This is a genomic window from Pseudomonas qingdaonensis (genome assembly GCF_018398475.1).
Lineage (GTDB): Bacteria > Pseudomonadota > Gammaproteobacteria > Pseudomonadales > Pseudomonadaceae > Aquipseudomonas > Aquipseudomonas palmensis.
This window is the reverse complement of sequence record NZ_CP074676.1, coordinates 5,718,642-5,735,691: the sequence shown is the minus strand read 5'-3', so window position 1 is coordinate 5,735,691 and position 17,050 is coordinate 5,718,642. Positions and strand designations below refer to the sequence as shown.

At 52.7% G+C, this 17,050-nt stretch carries 16 protein-coding genes and 2 pseudogenes; 7 read left to right on the top strand and 11 right to left on the bottom strand.

What is annotated here, in order from left to right; genetic code table 11:
- Position 1: 1 nt before the first annotated feature.
- The 3 genes from KH389_RS26295 to KH389_RS26285 are packed head-to-tail and all read right to left on the bottom strand — an operon-like array spanning position 2 to position 5,463.
- Entirely contained in the window at positions 2-1,147 is a 1,146-nt protein-coding gene (locus KH389_RS26295; RefSeq protein WP_213606555.1) for a hypothetical protein, read from the bottom strand.
- 42 nt (positions 1,148-1,189) lie between these two features.
- Complete coding sequence (locus KH389_RS26290; RefSeq protein WP_213606553.1) at positions 1,190-4,495, bottom strand: UvrD-helicase domain-containing protein; 3,306 nt, start codon at positions 4,493-4,495, stop codon at positions 1,190-1,192.
- Between the two features lie 2 nt (positions 4,496-4,497).
- Positions 4,498-5,463: a hypothetical protein gene (locus KH389_RS26285; RefSeq protein ID WP_213606552.1), complete on the bottom strand. Its 966-nt coding sequence runs from the start codon at positions 5,461-5,463 to the stop codon at positions 4,498-4,500.
- A gap of 75 nt (positions 5,464-5,538) precedes the next feature.
- On the opposite strand from KH389_RS26285, the gene KH389_RS26280 reads away from it, so the two are divergent.
- From KH389_RS26280 to KH389_RS26265, 4 genes are all read left to right on the top strand, one after another.
- Complete coding sequence (locus tag KH389_RS26280) at positions 5,539-6,699, top strand: TauD/TfdA family dioxygenase (protein WP_244988664.1); 1,161 nt, start codon at positions 5,539-5,541, stop codon at positions 6,697-6,699.
- A 465-nt stretch (positions 6,700-7,164) separates the two neighbouring features.
- Positions 7,165-7,893: a DUF4365 domain-containing protein gene (locus tag KH389_RS26275; RefSeq protein WP_213606550.1), complete on the top strand. Its 729-nt coding sequence runs from the start codon at positions 7,165-7,167 to the stop codon at positions 7,891-7,893.
- 227 nt (positions 7,894-8,120) lie between these two features.
- Complete coding sequence (locus KH389_RS26270) at positions 8,121-9,110, top strand: protein NO VEIN domain-containing protein (protein WP_213606548.1); 990 nt, start codon at positions 8,121-8,123, stop codon at positions 9,108-9,110.
- 35 nt (positions 9,111-9,145) lie between these two features.
- Positions 9,146-9,523 carry a papain fold toxin domain-containing protein gene (locus tag KH389_RS26265; RefSeq protein WP_213606546.1) on the top strand — a complete coding sequence of 126 codons (378 nt, stop codon included), beginning with the start codon at positions 9,146-9,148 and terminating at the stop codon, positions 9,521-9,523.
- An 897-nt stretch (positions 9,524-10,420) separates the two neighbouring features.
- Here KH389_RS26265 and KH389_RS27900 read toward each other — a convergent pair.
- The 5 genes from KH389_RS27900 to KH389_RS26240 all read right to left on the bottom strand — a co-directional run bounded on the left by KH389_RS27900 (position 10,421) and on the right by KH389_RS26240 (position 13,257).
- Complete coding sequence (locus KH389_RS27900) at positions 10,421-10,687, bottom strand: antitoxin Xre/MbcA/ParS toxin-binding domain-containing protein (RefSeq protein ID WP_213606545.1); 267 nt, start codon at positions 10,685-10,687, stop codon at positions 10,421-10,423.
- A 134-nt stretch (positions 10,688-10,821) separates the two neighbouring features.
- A complete protein-coding gene (locus KH389_RS26255) occupies positions 10,822-11,451 on the bottom strand; it encodes an HAD family hydrolase (protein WP_213606544.1) in 630 nt (209 codons plus the stop codon).
- An 81-nt stretch (positions 11,452-11,532) separates the two neighbouring features.
- A complete protein-coding gene (locus tag KH389_RS26250) occupies positions 11,533-12,030 on the bottom strand; it encodes a hypothetical protein (RefSeq protein WP_213606543.1) in 498 nt (165 codons plus the stop codon).
- 98 nt (positions 12,031-12,128) lie between these two features.
- Positions 12,129-12,446 (bottom strand): hypothetical protein, encoded by a 318-nt coding sequence (locus KH389_RS26245; protein WP_122716538.1) that lies wholly within the window; start codon positions 12,444-12,446, stop codon positions 12,129-12,131.
- Positions 12,447-12,522: 76 nt separating this feature from the next.
- Positions 12,523-13,257, bottom strand: coding sequence for a metallophosphoesterase (locus tag KH389_RS26240; protein ID WP_213606542.1), 735 nt, complete (start codon positions 13,255-13,257; stop codon positions 12,523-12,525).
- Positions 13,258-13,433: 176 nt separating this feature from the next.
- Between KH389_RS26240 and KH389_RS26235 the strand changes: the two genes are divergently transcribed.
- Positions 13,434-13,910: a helix-turn-helix domain-containing protein gene (locus KH389_RS26235; protein ID WP_213606541.1), complete on the top strand. Its 477-nt coding sequence runs from the start codon at positions 13,434-13,436 to the stop codon at positions 13,908-13,910.
- A gap of 17 nt (positions 13,911-13,927) precedes the next feature.
- Here KH389_RS26235 and KH389_RS26230 read toward each other — a convergent pair.
- From KH389_RS26230 to KH389_RS26220, 3 genes and pseudogenes are all read right to left on the bottom strand, one after another.
- Positions 13,928-14,122: pseudogene (locus KH389_RS26230) on the bottom strand (IS5/IS1182 family transposase); the annotation flags it as partial.
- 673 nt (positions 14,123-14,795) lie between these two features.
- On the bottom strand, positions 14,796-15,311 hold the full coding sequence (locus KH389_RS26225; protein WP_213606540.1) for a hypothetical protein: 516 nt from the start codon (positions 15,309-15,311) through the stop codon (positions 14,796-14,798).
- Between the two features lie 20 nt (positions 15,312-15,331).
- A complete protein-coding gene (locus tag KH389_RS26220; RefSeq protein ID WP_213606539.1) occupies positions 15,332-15,970 on the bottom strand; it encodes a helix-turn-helix domain-containing protein in 639 nt (212 codons plus the stop codon).
- A gap of 675 nt (positions 15,971-16,645) precedes the next feature.
- Between KH389_RS26220 and KH389_RS27895 the strand changes: the two are divergent.
- Positions 16,646-16,753, top strand: a pseudogene (locus tag KH389_RS27895) (hypothetical protein); the annotation flags it as partial.
- Between the two features lie 60 nt (positions 16,754-16,813).
- Positions 16,814-16,969: a hypothetical protein gene (locus tag KH389_RS27445; RefSeq protein ID WP_244988740.1), complete on the top strand. Its 156-nt coding sequence runs from the start codon at positions 16,814-16,816 to the stop codon at positions 16,967-16,969.
- The last annotated feature ends 81 nt before the right edge of the window (positions 16,970-17,050 follow it).

Sequence of the window (17,050 nt, the reverse complement as noted above, 5' to 3'; positions counted from 1 at the left end):
CTCAGGTTGAAAACGGCCAGGGCAGCCAATCCTCATCACGCACGCCAAATTTAATATTTGACCATTCACCCACCACTCCACGTATCTTCTGATAGTGCTCCTGATTTGCAGGGATTTTAGCCGTCTCACGCCAAGTAACGAATTCATCATCACCAGCGGCACAAACCAACTTCGCAGTATACGTCTTTATGCCAACTGCCATACCAAGATGTGTTTCTTCATTACCACCAGCCAATTGACCTTCAAGGGCTGAATTCTCAATACTTTGCAACCTAAAAAGATGAGAAGGGTAGTCATCTTCTTGGATATCATTGCGCATTGGCCGCTGAAAGCTAAAAGCCCAAAACAAGGAGGCCACCATATGGTTGCACACGCCAAAATTCAGGGCGCGCAATGCCGCCTCGTCACGACCGGAGTATTCCGACTCTGGAAGTAAGCTATCTCTTAGTTCTACAATCATAAACTTAAATGCGTAGGTATCTGCAACTATCTCACGAGCGTGTGAAGCCAGCCTATCGGCTTCGCTCATCGCCTCACCGCATCCAAGTGCTTCGTGTACAAAAATCTCATCATCATCTAAAGAAAATGTAGAAGTTTCAGACTTTGATTTCTCAATCCGCCTGTCACCGTGTAAATTATGAAGATGTCCTATTTCATGCAGCAGGAGGAATACGAATAAGCCCTCAGCACACATTTCAAAGGCCTTTCTAGAATCATCGCGATGAAGCCACCAATATCTTTCATCCGACCAATCAAATTCTGCACATCTGAACCAATAGTTTAAATTGTTTCTCCAAGGCTCATAAAATTCCTCGCCTGGGAATTTGTGGCGCCGCTCTGCTCCCACCATCATTGCGGAAGTACGGAATATCAAATCAAGCATTCCTTTATAAACCAGAACCGCCTGGTGGCCGTGGACGGCTGCTGCTTGGACTTGCACACTATCTAATAGATAGAAACTTGAATCACCCTTTATATAGTCCTTACATAACCATTGACCGATATCATTGAGCTCAGAATAAAGGATGTCTTCCTGACTTGAGAGATCGAGAAACGTCTCTCCCGTTTTTGAAAAGATGGTTCTTTTAATATACTCCTCTACAGAGTCAGTATAATTTTGCATAGCAATCCCTTGCGTTAATTTCATGTTGAGTCGAAATTTAATTACGATTGGCTTCAAGGAGGTCAGTCAGGGGATGCTTGCACAGATGCTCAGATAGGCGCAGCGCCCACAATGCCGACCTCTGGAGGCGGATCGATCACCTGCGGCAAAACGTTGAGCCATCTTGTATACGGACGTGCTCGCGGCCTGCTTGGAAGGGCCATCCATCACGTGCTGGTCAGTGATAATGGAGTAGATCTTCGCACTCGGCCTTCGAGAGCCATTGATATCGAGCATCATGGGCCGTAGGTGACTCAGGGTGTATGGGATCCCCGTCTGAGCTCGAATCCAGTGCAGCTGCCCTTTATCGACGAGCATCCAAGGGAGCTCAATGCGCACACCGTTGACTTCAGAAACCATCCCTTCTTCGACGGCACCGCCGACGCTGTTAACCACCACCAGCCCACGCTTGGCGGCGGCAATCGCATCATCCATCAAGCCAGGGTCTTCTGCCCTATCTGGAAGTCCGTGTAACGCCCATGCGGCTTGGAATGCCGTGTTGGGGTCAGTGCCGTCCCTCGCCACGGCCAACAGCATGTCCATAATCGCCCAGCGAGCACGGATCGAGACGTCGATTTCCTGCTCGGCAGTGAGCGCTAGCTCATAGCGATAGTGGTACTGGAGGGGACAGCTCATGTAGGCCTGGAACGCCTCATAGCTCACAGTGGGTACCACGGTGCTGCTAGCCAACGGCAGCGGTATGATGGGTGCGGGCGGTACCTTCACCCCCGAGCGCTTAACCAGACTAGTGGGAGCAGCGCGATTGAGCGGAACTGGACGTGGCCACCCACTGATCTCATAGAGATACAGGTAATCACGGGCCCGAGACAGGGCGACATAGAGCAGGTTATTGCGCTCTACCCGCTCTTCGAACATGAACTCTGACCCAGTGCTGTTCAAAACTTCGGGAGGGATGAGATCCAACCCCCGCACATCGTATGCATAGGGTCGATTGGCGCCGTATGACGCGTCGTCAACATCGGTGACGTGAACTGCTGGGTACTCAAGCCCCTTGCTGGAATGCACGGTCATAACGCTCACCGCATCCAGGACTCGCGCTTCAGGCGGTAAACCGCGATCCCCTAGTTTTTCTCCAATCCTACGGCGAAGCTCCTCGCGAAGCAGGAACTGGGAAAGCCGTGCCTGGCGGATATCTCCGTCACCATTGCGTACGGCATAGACGAACAGCCATGTTGCCAAGCGCTGAGTATGGGCCTGAATGGTCTGATCAGCAGGGTTTGGAAGACCGTAGCGCTGATCGAGCAGTACTTTGGCGACAAAATCCCAAGGCCTTGAATTCCGCTTGAGCCCTCTCAACAGCAACGCCAAATTTGACTTGGCTTGCTGGCCAGCGGGCGAGAGGCCTGGCGTAGGCAGCCATAGCCAACGGCCTCGCTGCATGCTCAATCCCGCGCCTTTGCGGGTCAGGAATATGAGGTGCTCAATGTCTTGGGGCGGCATTCGAAACGCTGGCTCAGAGATCAGCCCGACCAGTGAGCGCGGCTGTCGCATACACAGCAGTTCCATCAGGCACAGCAGCTTCTTTATCTCAGGGCGCTGGCAGACATCGCCGATGTGCAGCACTGGCACATTCAGGTTTTCAAGCGCTTCAACAATTTGCTCAACGTTTGCCGATTTGCGGCTGATCACGACTTGATCCCTGTACGGGACACCCCTCTGCACCAGCCCATCAATGCGCTGAGCGATGGTGACGGCTTGGGAGGGCTTGGAGTCGCACTCATACAGGGTAGGTATGACCCCGATCGAGGGACGATACGCCGTGACTGGTTCCAGAGGCATCCGGTCATTCAGTGCATGATGGATGCCTGCGCAGGAAAATAGCTCCAAGATCTCAGGGGTGCTTCGCCGATTCAGGTCGAGAGCGTAGCGGCGCACCGTTGCTCCTGGAATGGTGCTCAAGAACGTGGTGTCGAAGTGCATCAAGCTACGGATCGACGCGCCTCGCCAATGGTGAATGGCCTGACGCACATCACCGACGACCCAGAATGATTGAGCATTCAGCGCCAACTGACGAAGGAGGTCGACCATCACCTCGGTGACATCCTGATACTCGTCCACTAGTACGTGCGAGAAATGGTCGATGTACTGAGCAACGCTTGTTCGATCCCGCTTGGCCTGGGATGCAGGGAGGGCAATGAGGTCAACGTAGTCGACCAAATGCTCAGCTTGCATTGCTGTTTCGTACGCTTCAAACAGGGTGGCGATGTCTTCGCGCTCATTGGCTACATCCGGCTCGCAGGGCGGCAGTGCAGCCAGGCGCGTGCGGTAGTCGGCAACCGTGAGGCATTCTTCCTTGAGTCGTTTGATATGGCCCAGAACGCCAGGTAGCCAATCGTATGGGTTCTGTAGCCTCAGATAATACTTGAGCCGCACCTTGGGCAGCGTGCTCACCATCAGGCGAACTTGCATCAGCGGATCTGCGAGCCGAACGTCGGACTCCAGGCCGAAAATCTGATGGTATTTGCGAAGGAATTCGAGCCCGAATGCATGAAAAGTCCCGGCCCATACGTCGGCGGCTCCAGCGATGCCAGACACCTTCAGGCGTTCAACCAATTCATGAGCCGCCTTGTTCGTGAAGGTCAGCACCAAGATTTGGCTGGGAGGGATACCGCGCTCGACCAGGTGCTTGATGCGATGGATCAGTGTCGTCGTTTTACCAGTACCCGGCCCGGCAACAACGTTGACGAAGGTTTCGGACGCGGTAGCAGCATCGTGCTGCCCCTGCGTCATAAGCGGCAGAGGAGGAGGTGGAGCAGGAGGCAATATGGGGAGCAAAATGCCGTCGAATAGCTGAAGACGAACGATCTCCAGCGGTACCTCCAGAGTGGCCGCGATGACCGTGGCACCAGTACCGCTATGGAACAGTTGGCTTGCGACACCACGGGGTAGCAGAAGCTCACGAGCAAACACATTTGCTTGAAGCTCCAAGCGCTCACGAGCACCGTATGCTTCCACCGCCACCGTAGCCTGACTCCCATAGGAATCCGTCATGCTGGTCAGATGAGCGACCGTCTGTGCAGGGCGATCGCCGTCGAGGTACCAGTGACCCAACTCATGGGCGATGAGATAGGCCGTTTCTCCTGGAGACACATCGTTGCGGATGTAGATTGTTTGAATTTCTCGCTTGAGCACCCCACTGCCGCCACCCAACTCTGGGTGCCCGAAAGGTAAGCGCTCAATCGCGATTTCGAGCGTGTCCTCAACATGAGCCAAGAGCTCAGAGGAGCTGACGCCACCTAGAGAAGCGGCCAATCCGACCAGGGCTTCTCGGGTTTCGAATGCTTGCCGACGTGCCCGGTCGAATGGATTCACAATTAGCCCTCTAGGTTCAGGAGACGCTCTTGTTCCTCAGTCGGCAGCTGAAGCTCTTTGACTGCGACACTCCACGCCTTGCGTTCCGCTTGCACGGTGGGTTTTCCATCAGTCGCTTTGAAAGCTGGAACGCATTGGGTGGCGAACCGACGCTCCAAGGCTACCGACACAACGTCCAAAGGCTTCTTCAAAACGACAGCCAGCTTCGCCAGGACTCGCGCAGGCGCCAGTACAGAACCACCAAGGATCATGTTGGTCAGGCCGCGTTGCTCACCTAGATCGATCTGAGGAGCGAGAGCACGGGCTTTTACCCCACTGACCTGCTCGATCGCCTTGATAGCCTCTACGATGGCCTCATCACTGGTAATCGAACTAGTCGTTGCCTCACGCACAGCGGCAGCGTGAGGGCAATGGCTCAAAGCGTTGGCGAGAAGGAAGTTGGTGAATGATGACAACGAGCGCTCATATTCGCCTGCGCGTAAACGCGCTCTCATCACCAGACGCCTGTCAGCCCGAATGATCCAACTCTCCGAATCGGCACCTGCGTAATCATTGGCAGTGCGCTCGTAATCAGTCAGCAGCTCCGAAGGATCTACTGTCCTTGATTCTTTATCGAACCGGGTCAGCCCGTCCTGCACCAGATCACGCGCAGCGATCGACAGCGATACCCCACGGCGTTTTGCTACGTCTCTTACCAATTCGTGAAGCGAGACCTTGGTAGTTAGACCAATTTGCATGCGGGCAGCTTGGGTTCGTTCATCGGTGATTTTGGTAGTAGCGGTAGGTTGCATGGTCGTCTCCAAAGTCTGCTTGCCTGCAGGCACTGTGCGTGAGACAGGTAGCATCGCTGACCGTTCGTCAGCTGGAACTTGAGGAATCAGTTCGACGAGTACGGACATCAAGCCAAGCAGCAGGTGCGGCTCGTCCTTGCCGGTGACCACTACAGGCTGGCCATTAGCCAGAGTCATCTCACACTCAATGCCCTGGGAGGTCTCCCGCATGTGCATGAATGGCTTAAGGCAGGCTAGGAAACTAGCGCACCCTTGGAGATAATCGGCAGGCTGAAGCTTGGGCATTTTCATAGACGGATTTGGTCGCTGGTGGGATCGTGCGTGATAATCACGCCGACGTACATCACTTTTATATCACTCGCGCGTGTAGGGACACAATTGATCCAGGCAATCTTTACAGAAGCAGTGCGTGTCGCAGTCATCGAATGGCGAGCGAACGTGACCTATGAGCAAGTGCTTGAGTACCTGGCGCGCCCTGGCGATCTGGGGCGTGAGCTGCAGCCTGCGATCGAACGCGAGCTCAATAGCCGGGGGAGCAGCTGTGCAGAGGTGCAAGCCTTTGCGTGGGCACAGCCTTGCCTGACGCTGGAGGGTATCTTCCGGCTAGATGACCTACCCGATACCCCTATTGATTTTTGCCCGGTGCCTGAAGCAGAAGGCACGGTCATTGCCCGAGTAACTGCGATCGCGTGCCTTGCGGCTATCAATTCCGCCACGGTTTCCTATGGCTCCGAGAACGGAGGCGATCTGTTCGTGAACCTGGTGGTGTTCCCGCCTGGCCGAGGTAAATTCACAGTCAAATCAGCGGACAAGATGAGTGGGCACACGGATGGAGTGACCTTCCCGTTGCGGGGATACCGCGACCCCCTGAATGAACGCATTGCACCCTCTCCAGACTTTGTGTGCTTGTCGGCACTGCGCAACCCGAAGCAAGTTCCGACTACGGTGATGCCTCTCGACCACCTCATGGCGCGCTTGAGCCAAGAGCATATCGACGAACTCCAGAAGCCCCAGTACATCATTGGTTCGCAGCTGACCTTCCAGGATGGGATGGTAGAAATCCTGGGCGACGAACTTGATGTCGATGATGCGCAGCTTCTCTTCCAAATGAATGGAAGCTGGTGGATCCGATTCAGCCACAGCACCACGCAGATTGCTGACATCGGCCACAAGTCCGCGCAGGAGGCAATGGACGCTCTAAAGCACGCATGTGCTGACTGCGCAATCGCTGTTCCACTGCAGCCAGGTGATATCGCCTTGGTAAACAACCGCATTGCGTTGCATGGCCGCAGTGAGCCTGGAAGTGAATACGGCGAGCAAACACGCTGGCTCCTGCGCACCTACGGGTTAGAAATCACGGATATCGATCCTAGCCAGTGGCATGAGGGCAGCGACTTCAAGCTATACCCGTAAACCTCAGCGCTTGGCTATCACAAGTGAGCTCGTCCGCTGCGAGCCTCTGCAAGTCCGAAATCCGTAATCCAAACCTATTGAGTCGTCGAGCCACTTGCACGATTCTAGGGATCACCCCGGCTCAGCTTCTCCATCTGGAGTCCTCGCCGCAGACACCTAATGACCATCGGCATCATTAAATTCTGTAAAATGGGAAAGTGCGCTTTTGACACGGCCAGTCGTGACGTGAGAATGGAGCCATCAATTAGTAAAGGATTGCTGGCATGTCACGTTTCAAGGCGCCGCCGCCTCAGGCGATACCCTTCGAGCTCGACCATCACGAAGATTTCAACATAGCTCACCCACCACCGGCCTGGAATCCTGCGGATTGGTGAAGGTTACCAGGCAGTTGCTACAACAGCCTGGCGGGGATATCTACCTCAGGGCGGGCAAGCACACCCTATTCCCGATGCAAGGATGAGCATGATGACAAAATTCTATCCAAAGCGAACCATAAATGGTGACGCAGGCGAGCATTTAGTTGCGTTCAAATTCACGAGAACACTCAACTGGCCATGCAGATTACAAGGTATAGATTTAGGTATTGATGCGGAGATAGAAATATGTGATGACAGCAATGGAGCGACAGGCAACGTTGTAAAGCTGCAAGTCAAATCATTCGAGAAACTGACATCGGCTGTTAAACACGATGTCTATGTCGAAGATGCCGATATTGCGTATTGGCAAAGATTTTCTGTCCCGACCATCGTTGTGTGTGTAGACCTTAACACCGAGAAGGTTTATTGGAAGCCGATAAGTTCGACTGAGGCCTATCAAACCAGCGGCGCATCCCGAAAGATTACATTTGATCTGGTAAATGATGAGCTTAAGCCTGATGCGAGGGAAAAAATCGCAAATCTTTCTGCTCCAGATCAATTCAAGGACGTTTTCGAAATCATTTCTGATGCGACTAAGATTTACAATAATGCCATGGCGTCAGACGTGTTCGATATATCCGCAGAAGAAATGGAAATAATTAAAAGTGACTACGACAAGTTTTCATACCTAATTTCCAGAGTTGACGAAATCAGATGCCACTATCCTTGGCGGATCAGCGGCTTCACTGCTGCTCAGATTGAAACAATGAAGTTAAGAATGTACGCTCGTTTGAATCATGCAGAAGTAAGCTATCGAAATGGCATCAACGGTATGTAGCACTACCGCACGATTAGAATGGGGCGTTAGGATATGTGCTGATGTTCACAGTGCCCTCTAGTGTCATGCACGGTTAATCCATTTATCTATTTAAATAGATTTCTCCAGTGATTTCGTGGCCTGTAGATTAACGAATTACACGAACGGGGCACTAGGGAGATAACACATTGGATAGAAAGGATAGGGAAATGCTAGAAAGACCACTTTTGATGTTCAGGATCGGGCACATGGTTGCCTATGATGGTGTTGGTGAAATACGCGGCGGTGGTGCTCACGTTGATATAAATGGCAACGGCGGCGAGATGTGGAACTTCCGAGCGGAGGGTGGAAAGGTTTACGGATATGCCATGACCAAAAATTTTAGCGGAGTAGATCTTCTTCGTCTGGATAACTCGCAGGCCTGGAACGAGAATGACGAGCTTGATGGGGTAGATGTGGTATTTTTTGCCAAGCAGCCTGGTGGCAGGCAGGCAGTAGTGGGCTGGTATAGAGACGCAAAGCTGTTTCATAAATCCTATCGTAAACGACGAGGCCAGAGACATCAGGGTGACTGGGAATCGCTTTATTATTTATGTGAGGCCGATGTTGAAAATACGGTGCTCCTGGATTCGGAAGCCCGTGACTTTGAGGTTCCTTATGCCCCGGCCCATGGTAAAGGATTTCCGGGGCACGCCAATATCTGGTACGGCGGAGATGGTGCAGAAAATAGCCTGAATTTCTTGGCTGACCTGAGGAAGTACCTGAACTCGGTCAGCGTTGTTTTAGCTAAAAAGGAAAGAAAAGGGAAGTCGCGGGTACCCGCTGACAAGGATCTGATTAGTCGTATCGAAAAAGCAGCTGTCGATAAAGTATGGACACATTTCGAAATGCTTGGGTATGCCCTCGCTTCTGTGGAGAAAGACAACAGAGGCTGGGATCTCGAAGCAGTCAAAGGAGATGAAATTTTGCACCTTGAAGTTAAGGGGCATATCGGGAATGTCGTTCAGTTTGAGCTTACGCCTAATGAATATTCGCAAATGAAGTCCAAGATGATGACTTATCGAGTCTGCATGGTAAGAACCTGTCTAGGAAGTCCCGAGTTATCGATACTGGTTCCCAAAGAGCACGAATGCGGTTGGATGCTGGAAAGTCAGGATCAGGCAGTGAAAATAGCGCTAACCGAAAAGATAGCGGCGAAGGCTGGAGAGATAAGTGATGCCTCGCCGTCGATTGGGTGATCAGCCTTTGACGTAGGTCGGATAAAGGAGAGGGCGTGAATAATATCTGTAATGAGTACGGTCAGTTTAAGTGTGTGGAGTGCGCGGATGCAGTCTGGCAAGAGTGTGAGGCTCTAGGGCTTGCGGCTGAATATCTAAAGATTGATACACCTGGAGAGAGAGGTAACGAAAAACCACTTAAGTTAAATTGGGAACTCTATGAGACATTGACTAGTGTAACTCTCGCCTCATGGATGAAAACTGCTCGTTACGACAAGTCTGTTTCGGACGCCACGCTACATTATGGTGTGGATGTGAATGGCGTAGTATATGACAATGTCTTTCCCTGTGGTATCGCTAGATCCGACTGGGAAAACATTTTTTGTAGTTTGCTTCAGCTCAATGTCGGTGTTGTAAAATCCACAGGGCGGTAGGTCGATTGTAAATTTCTGCACAAGTCGGAGACCCTGGGCGCTAGCGCCATGCGCGGTTAATTAGTTTATCTATTTAAATAGATTCGCCCAGTGATTTCGGGGCCTGTAGATTAACGAATTACCCGAACGGGACACTAGGCTTGGGAGGATGTCTGAATCGCCCCTGGTTCTCTAGACAGAGCTGACTATCAGGCAGTGCGGTCATAGGATCCGATGGCAGGGTGTCATTATGAATAAATGGCAACATAGCCCCAAGCGCGCCCCGAACCCAAGGTGCTGCAGGCGTCCGGCAAACTCGTTCCGAAGTCCGACGCCAAGGACGATAATGTTCGCACATTTTTAGCAGTATGCGATCGCCCCGCCCATGAATCTCATACTCGAACGACGCATCTCGGAAACCTGTAAACCAATTTTTTAACGTGTTAATCGCAGGACTTTACAGTTTAAAAATTTGGTTTACAGGCCAGAATTTTCAAAGTGCGTACAAGGTCAGCGAATGCGTTTCGCTAGAAATATGACGGTGACGGACGCTTGCAGACGCCTGTTGTCCGAGACGGATGGAATTTCAGACGGACTGATTCCAGCAAAAAAGCCCCATTGGTTTGACGTCAAAGCGAAAGCAGCAGCCTGCGGCTGCAAAGGAAAGCGATTTCTCCTTGGCCCCGGCCCATACATTCCAACCTCAGCTTCACACCAGACCCTCAAACCGTGTGATCTAGAAGCCGTAAATATCAGATGTAAAAGCCGGTGGTAGTCTGTGGGAAAGGCGGCGCCTGGCCACTGCCGCTTTTCTCTTGCTCTCAAATATAAGAACTCCCATTGCTCTAAATACTGCGATCTCATTCGAAGAGACCCCGCCAAGCGTTGAGGAAATTGCTCAGCGGAGGCTAAATGGGATTAGGCACGTATGCCGTGATCAAGCCGCATAATCTCGTCATGGATAATTGTGAATCCCATAGGTGTGCACAGCTCCCCGCAGGGTGCCTGACGGCCTACACCTACTAAAGACCTTACAAGCCATCGCTGCGCCTTCTTTCGGCTTCCAAACACTTCAAGCGCGATTGAGAAGACCTGCTCGTAACGCGCCTGAAAACACCGATGTCTAGCACTCCAGCAGCCGATCGGGGAGCGAACGCATCGCCCGACAATCCTAACCTCGTTCATGCTTCACCCTCTGGAGATACTGGTCTGGTCGCCCCTAGTACTCTGTGCAGGGGGCATACCGGCAAGGCCACTTCGTGGCGCGGCCCTTTAGCTCAGACGCAACGCTTACCATCGAATTGAGCATCTGCTCGCAGCTACCTATCACTCAGCACTGATCGTGCAAAATGGGAAAGATTGGAAGCCCCGTCTCCATTCCTGCGCAACAGGTAACCGCTGATACCGACCTGGCCAGGCCCATTCCGATCACACCTTTCTGAGTCGCCAATCATGACGATCCGTCTCTGACCACTGAGCTCATTTCCTGGCCGAACATCAAGTAGATCGCAGGTGTGCTGGTAGATGGCCGCTTGCGGTTTCATAACACCAATGCGATAGCTGAAACCATAGGCCCCAAGGTGCGGGAAAATCCTTTCCACTACTGGGCCGTAGGCCATTGCCAGGTTTGAACATACGGCCAGTCTCACCCCTGCAGCTAGCAGTAGCTCAATGGCCTCAACCGCGTCTGGATAAGGCCGAATGCTTGCCAGCTCTTCCTCCAGGCATTGATCGAGAAATGCGAGCCGGGAGGGCGAGATCTTGATACCAAAGGACAGCGCAGCCTCTCTTAGAGAAAGGCAACGGGTCATGATCATTCGAATGTCATCAGCGCGAGGCAAGCGGCCTTGGCGTCGCCCTTCTCGCAGTAACTGTAGAAACGGATGTGTCGGCTGCTGTATCTCGACCAGCGTTCCGAAGGCGTCAAAGATAACGGCATTGGTCTTCATCTGAGTTTCCTTCGCTGGTCAGCGTCCGCAAGACAGCCAGTCACTCTAACGAGAATCAAGTTCAACAACCAAAAAACCAAGCTACCGAAGAGTAACGCCAAATTTTGAAAATTCATCCAACAGCGTTTTTCGACCCAGCATTTTCGGAAGCTTGAATACGTTCCTGTACCCATACCACAGAAACATAGGAATAATGACAAGCCCAATTCCAAAGGTGGCAGTTGCGGCAATAATCCCAGCTGGAACCGCTGCTAGCGAAATAACCACACCCTTTATCAAAGTCGACCTTGCAATAATTCGCAGATCATCCAAGTCGCACTCGACTTTCCCGCCAGGCTTCTCAAAAGCGACAACAATTATCGATTTCTTTGAGGCATGCTTATAGTACCAAGTTCGCGGAGCATCAGTCGCCAAAGCACCATGCTTCGCAAGATACTTCAGCATCACAACCTCTTTGAAATAGAGCGTAGTGCCGTGCTCATCTTCATATCTAACACGTCGATAGAGAGCGTCTAGATCACCGCTCGCTTGAGCATCATAGTTCTTAACAGTCAATGTCAGTTTCTTTAACTCGGGCATGCTTCTTCCCTTAAACACACATTAACTATTAATGGATTAGATGACGGCGGGGCCTAATGAAGCAGGCTGAGACGTCGGCCTCGACGACGCGTGGGCACTCAAGCGGCGGCAGGCAATCGGCTGACCATGACGTAATGATCGTTGCCTGACACTGTCCGCAATAACGCCATGCCTTCAACCTCCGCTATCACCTCACTAGGTGGTGTGACAATTGTCATCCCATCAACCAGTTGCCCTGAAAGATCGCCATACACATACGCAACGAAACGATCGCCAACTTCAGCTGCATCTACCAGGTACGCGTCCACTAGTGCACCCCAATCATGGGCCTGCGCAATCGCCAACTTAGCTGACACCAGAATGGGCAGTCGTATTCCGCCCTCAGCCGTCCAGTCCTGGGAATTCAGACAACTCATGGATTCTCCATCACGTTCGAATTTGAAACCTACTCACTTACTGAAAAAAGCTAAACGCCGGCAGCCCTGTCAGTCTTCATACACTGACAACTAGATCTGGCCGAAAGCCAGTTTCTTCAGTGGGATAACCACGAGGATTACTTACAAACCGGACGCCATTAACAACCTCATCCACAGCTTCGTGGGTATGGCCAAAGATCCATAGATCGATCTTAAAATCCATCAGGCCATCCCAATTGTTTCCATAGGCTGCTCGCAAGTGAGGATCGGCTCCTTGGTCACTCACGAACTTCATAAGAGGCGGATGGTGAGTCACAACTACACGCTTACCGTTGAATGGCAGCGACAGCTGAGCCTCTAACCACTCCTTCGTCTCTCGATTTCTCGCGATCAGATCGTCAGGGCGCAAACGCCGGTACTGTTCACCAACACGGATAGCGCGAAAGTCATTCAGTGAGTCACGAGCACACCAAGAAGCAGCTACTGGGTCTCCGGTCGCGGCCAGGCTTGTCCAAGCCGTAGCACAGAGAAACTGCACATCACCGTACTCTAAAACCTGATTTTCCAAGACGTGGACGTGCGCCTCAGCAGCGTCAAGCAGCTTGATGTGAGTTCGATCTATATTCCCGCTGTAGTGCTCATGATTGCCCATGGCGTAGACGACAGGCGTGCTGAAGGCCAGGCTGGCCCATCTGGCCCCCCTGGACTTCACGTGGATGTCGCCGGCTAATACGACCACGTCACAGTCCACCACAGGGGGGACGAAATCGGCGAACTCACAATGTAAATCAGACAGTATGTGAAGCTTCATCCCTAGCCTGCTGACGTCGACTTTCTAATAAATTGATCACTCCCTGGCCGGTCGCCCGGACGCGGCGAGGCTGTCATCTGTCGGCCCACGATAAACGATGACCGCCATTATTACCAGCTTTCGATATTTATCGACGCATGGCGCTGTGGCCCTATTCTTCGTTTTGAGCGCTCAGCATGCAGAACGAGATAGCAGCAATAGTCCGAGCTCTGCGCGACCTTAGAGGATCGGCCCAGGAGGAGCTCGCCGAGATCAGTTCCCAAGCGAATCTGTCGCGATTGGAGCAAGGGAAAACGCAGGTCTCTTTGGTCAAGCTGAGCAAGATCGCGCTGACCCTAGATTTCGACCTCGTGGCACTGGTCGCACTGTGTCAGGCCCTCCAAGATGGGTCATCACCTATCGATGTCATGGCAAAGGCTTCGCAGGATTTGGAGAGCTTCATAGCCCTGGGAGGCTTGCAGGGCCTTAAGAAGCACTGGGACGCTGGTGCAGGGCTGGTAAAGCGCACGCGAGGCAAACCCAGCAGCCCAGATCGAATCCGAGCTGTGCTAGAGCTCAAGGCCAGTGGCATGTCGAAGGCGGAGGTGAGTCGAGCGCTGGGGTTGCCTGAAGCGACTGTCAGGCGTTACTGGCTCAAGGATTTGCCGGGCTAATCTCTCAGAAGTCACGACTAGACTCTGTCTGAAAAAAGATGTCTCACACACCGCATGGCGCAGGCCAGCGAGACCATCGCCGCATAACTTTTCGCGAGCTTTTCGAAACGAGTCACGATCCTTCGGTTCTCCCTCAGCCAGCCAAACGTACGCTTGATCACATTGCGTTGACGGTACTTTGGGCGATCAAATAGGCGGGGTAGCCTAGGCTTACCGAGGCATGCTGTGCTACCTACAATTGATCCCACCGCTTGAAGGCGGTGTGGTCAGGGCTGAGGCCTAACTTCTGGACGCTCTCTAGGACTCCATGTCGGAGATGATGTTATCGGTATCCAGGTCAGCAAGGGCCTGCTCCAGATTCGCCCAAGTCCCTGCGCAGGTGGGTAGTTCTCTAACCTTGGTTGCCTACGACAGTATCCAGCAATTCGCTGTCAAAAGCGCAAGCGGAGCGCACCGACCCACGACGGGCCAAAGGCTTGAGAATGAAAGCCCGTAGGGCCAAAACTTGACGCAGTCGGGGTTTGGCTCGAATACTGCTGAGGTAGGTTTGGGTGGGTTACGTCTACCATGCCTTGGCTGATGTGGAAGGGGGCTAGGCAGCGAGCAGGTAATTTCTCGCTGCCTTGCAGGGCAAAGATTGGGTCATCGGCTTTTCGTCCATCCTGTCGGTAAGCGCAACGCACAGTGGCATGTGGCCTGGCCAGGGATTGCATTACACTGGCGACGTCCGTAGCATTATCATCGACTACCCAGACAGCAGAAAATTTGTCGGCGATGCTGCGTAGGCCCAACGCATGATGGGGCCATATGAAGGGAAATTGAAAGCGTTAGGTTGTTCTGTTTTGGTACGGAAGACTAGCTTTCAAGGCCGTCCTTCCTTGGTAGTCATACTATTTTCCGAATCTTGGCATCCGTCGTATGGAACGCCGTAATCGGTGCCAAGAATCGCCTTCCTTTCTCCTCGCACAGTCTGTAGACCGCCAAGGCGCGGTAGTGTCCCTTTCCTACCTTCACACGGCGTCCCCGATTGAAAAGGATGCCTTGAGAGTGCTTGGGCTTGTTCAGGGCCATCTCACTGTAGCCACAATAAGCAGCTATCAAAATCTCCAGTACCTCTTCGACAGTGCAGTTGTCTTTCTGTATCCGAGCGTGAAGAGGGTGAGCGATTGCCTCGTAGTCAATGTGGATGCCCCGACAGTTCGGTACCGGCCAGCCCATTTTCATACATATGCTGCGGATGCGGTCAAACTGCTTGCTCGTCATGAGATAAGTGAACTCGGCTACCGAGACACGCTTGTGTCGTGGCGTGCCGGAGTCTTGCACCGCTATCACCTGGTCAGCCAGGGTTCTGAATGCGTCTGCGAGGCTCGCGTCCCCCTGCCTGTAGGTGATTGAACTCATGCTCAGATTCCTCTCAAAAATTACCGTGCTGACTTGGTAGCGGGCTTGACGCTAGTGGCCTCGTATTCCGCTGCCTTCTCATCGCGGGCATCTCGCAGTTTCTTGGCGAAAGGCTTGGCGGCTTTGATGAGACCGGTGAAGGAATAGCTGTTGCTCGTGTTACCACCGTGCGACGCAGACTTACGCTCCGTGCGTTTGATGTACTGTTTATCCTCCAGTTTGGCGATTGCACGCTGAATCGTCCGAGGGTTCACGCCTATCATCGCAGCGAGAGTCTTTTTGCTCGGATGCGGATCATTACCCTTGCGCCACCAGAACTTCGCCAAGTGGAGGATTATCACGATATCCAGGGACGTGAGCCCCAGGTCTTGGGAGTAAACAAAGAGCGCGTTGGGGATTGCTGTCCAACCTGATCCAGTGAGATCTTTTCCCCAGCGTTCCTCGATAGTTCCTTCTGCAGTTTTGGCTGCTTTGGCTTTGGCCGTCGGTTTGGTCTTGGCGTCCCCAGTTGTGGCCGCAGGCTTAACCGGTGATTTAGTCTTGGGAGTAGCTGAAGCTATTTCCGATGACATTGTCTTCTTCGCGGGCGCTGCAGGCGTAGTGGATGTGGGGGCTGGTGTTGCGGCTGTTGCCTTTCTACTGGTGGGTACCTTGGCCATGTTTGGCTCCATATCAAGTTGTCGGAGCCGATTATGGTGGGGTGATTTATAAGCTGACAATGGGGGAGGTGGAGACACTGGCGCCTCCCCCTTTTAAAGTGTAATGAGTGTAGTGTCACTGGGTGTGTTGGTAATGGGTGTAATTGGGAAGGGGTCTACTTAGTAGGGTGCCAGTGCCTCCCCTCTGGGAGGCTATAGTGACTCTAGGGGGGAGGTTTTGTCGTCTCCCCCCTGGAGGCGTGGATGTCTTATAGGCAGTCAAAATTTATTTTCATTTTCACCCAAGTTGCCCCGTTTATATGGGTTGCTGCGGCGTTTTTCGTGGTCATTCTCACTGAGGAAGCAAGGATGGCATCTGAAGCACACGATTATCAGCATTCGTACGCTGGCTCCATGTCCCCGAGACCGGCGCCTCAGAGGACGCGCGCCGCATTGCCAACCTGGTGCTCAACAATTTTGACGCGGTCGGTGTCACGACGCGCAACCGCAGTCAGCGTGCAATTCGTATCGCTGAGCTGGCTCGGGATCAATTTGCTAGAACGAACAGCGCACTATCCTTGATTGACGCTATCGCGGCGGGTGCCGAGTGGCGGTGGAGAAATCTGACCGAACTCTGTCGGGCCATTTAGGGGGTTCCGTAATCCTGAATCATTCGATCTCACCAAGCGGCTTGTTTTGTTTTACGGCCCCAATGGCAGTGGAAAAACCAGTCTATGCGAAGCCTTTGAGTATGCCCCACTAGGTGCTGTAGACGAGGTTGCTCAGAAACGAATAGATGCTGGCCAGTATCTTCGGAACGTCCATGAGAGGCGCTTTGAGTCCCCACGACTAAGAGCCACTGATTTGACCGGCAACATAGTCACGATTGAGGCTGATGCCGATGACTATCGGTTCTGCTTCATTGAGAAAAACCGGATCGACTCATTTTCAAGAATTGCAGCCAAGCCTGCGGGACAGAAAAACGAGCTCATCGCGGCACTGTTTGGCATGGATCATTAAAACGACTTTTTGGGCCAGTTCAATGAGTCTCTTTTAACGACCACCTCAACCTGACCCCAGTCCAAGGGCAGGAGCCTGAGC

What these genes read in the sequence shown, in the direction of transcription:
- KH389_RS26295 (WP_213606555.1), bottom strand. Translation starts at nt 1,147, where the DNA reads ATGAAATTAACGCAAGGGATTGCTATGCAAAATTATACTGACTCTGTA.
- KH389_RS26285 (WP_213606552.1), bottom strand. Translation starts at nt 5,463, where the DNA reads ATGACTCTGGCTAATGGCCAGCCTGTAGTGGTCACCGGCAAGGACGAG.
- KH389_RS26275 (WP_213606550.1), top strand. Translation starts at nt 7,165, where the DNA reads ATGACAAAATTCTATCCAAAGCGAACCATAAATGGTGACGCAGGCGAG.
- KH389_RS26270 (WP_213606548.1), top strand. Translation starts at nt 8,121, where the DNA reads ATGGTTGCCTATGATGGTGTTGGTGAAATACGCGGCGGTGGTGCTCAC.
- KH389_RS27900 (WP_213606545.1), bottom strand. Translation starts at nt 10,687, where the DNA reads ATGAACGAGGTTAGGATTGTCGGGCGATGCGTTCGCTCCCCGATCGGC.
- KH389_RS26255 (WP_213606544.1), bottom strand. Translation starts at nt 11,451, where the DNA reads ATGAAGACCAATGCCGTTATCTTTGACGCCTTCGGAACGCTGGTCGAG.
- KH389_RS26250 (WP_213606543.1), bottom strand. Translation starts at nt 12,030, where the DNA reads ATGCCCGAGTTAAAGAAACTGACATTGACTGTTAAGAACTATGATGCT.
- KH389_RS26245 (WP_122716538.1), bottom strand. Translation starts at nt 12,446, where the DNA reads ATGAGTTGTCTGAATTCCCAGGACTGGACGGCTGAGGGCGGAATACGA.
- KH389_RS26240 (WP_213606542.1), bottom strand. Translation starts at nt 13,257, where the DNA reads ATGAAGCTTCACATACTGTCTGATTTACATTGTGAGTTCGCCGATTTC.
- KH389_RS26235 (WP_213606541.1), top strand. Translation starts at nt 13,434, where the DNA reads ATGCAGAACGAGATAGCAGCAATAGTCCGAGCTCTGCGCGACCTTAGA.
- KH389_RS26225 (WP_213606540.1), bottom strand. Translation starts at nt 15,311, where the DNA reads ATGAGTTCAATCACCTACAGGCAGGGGGACGCGAGCCTCGCAGACGCA.
- KH389_RS26220 (WP_213606539.1), bottom strand. Translation starts at nt 15,970, where the DNA reads ATGGCCAAGGTACCCACCAGTAGAAAGGCAACAGCCGCAACACCAGCC.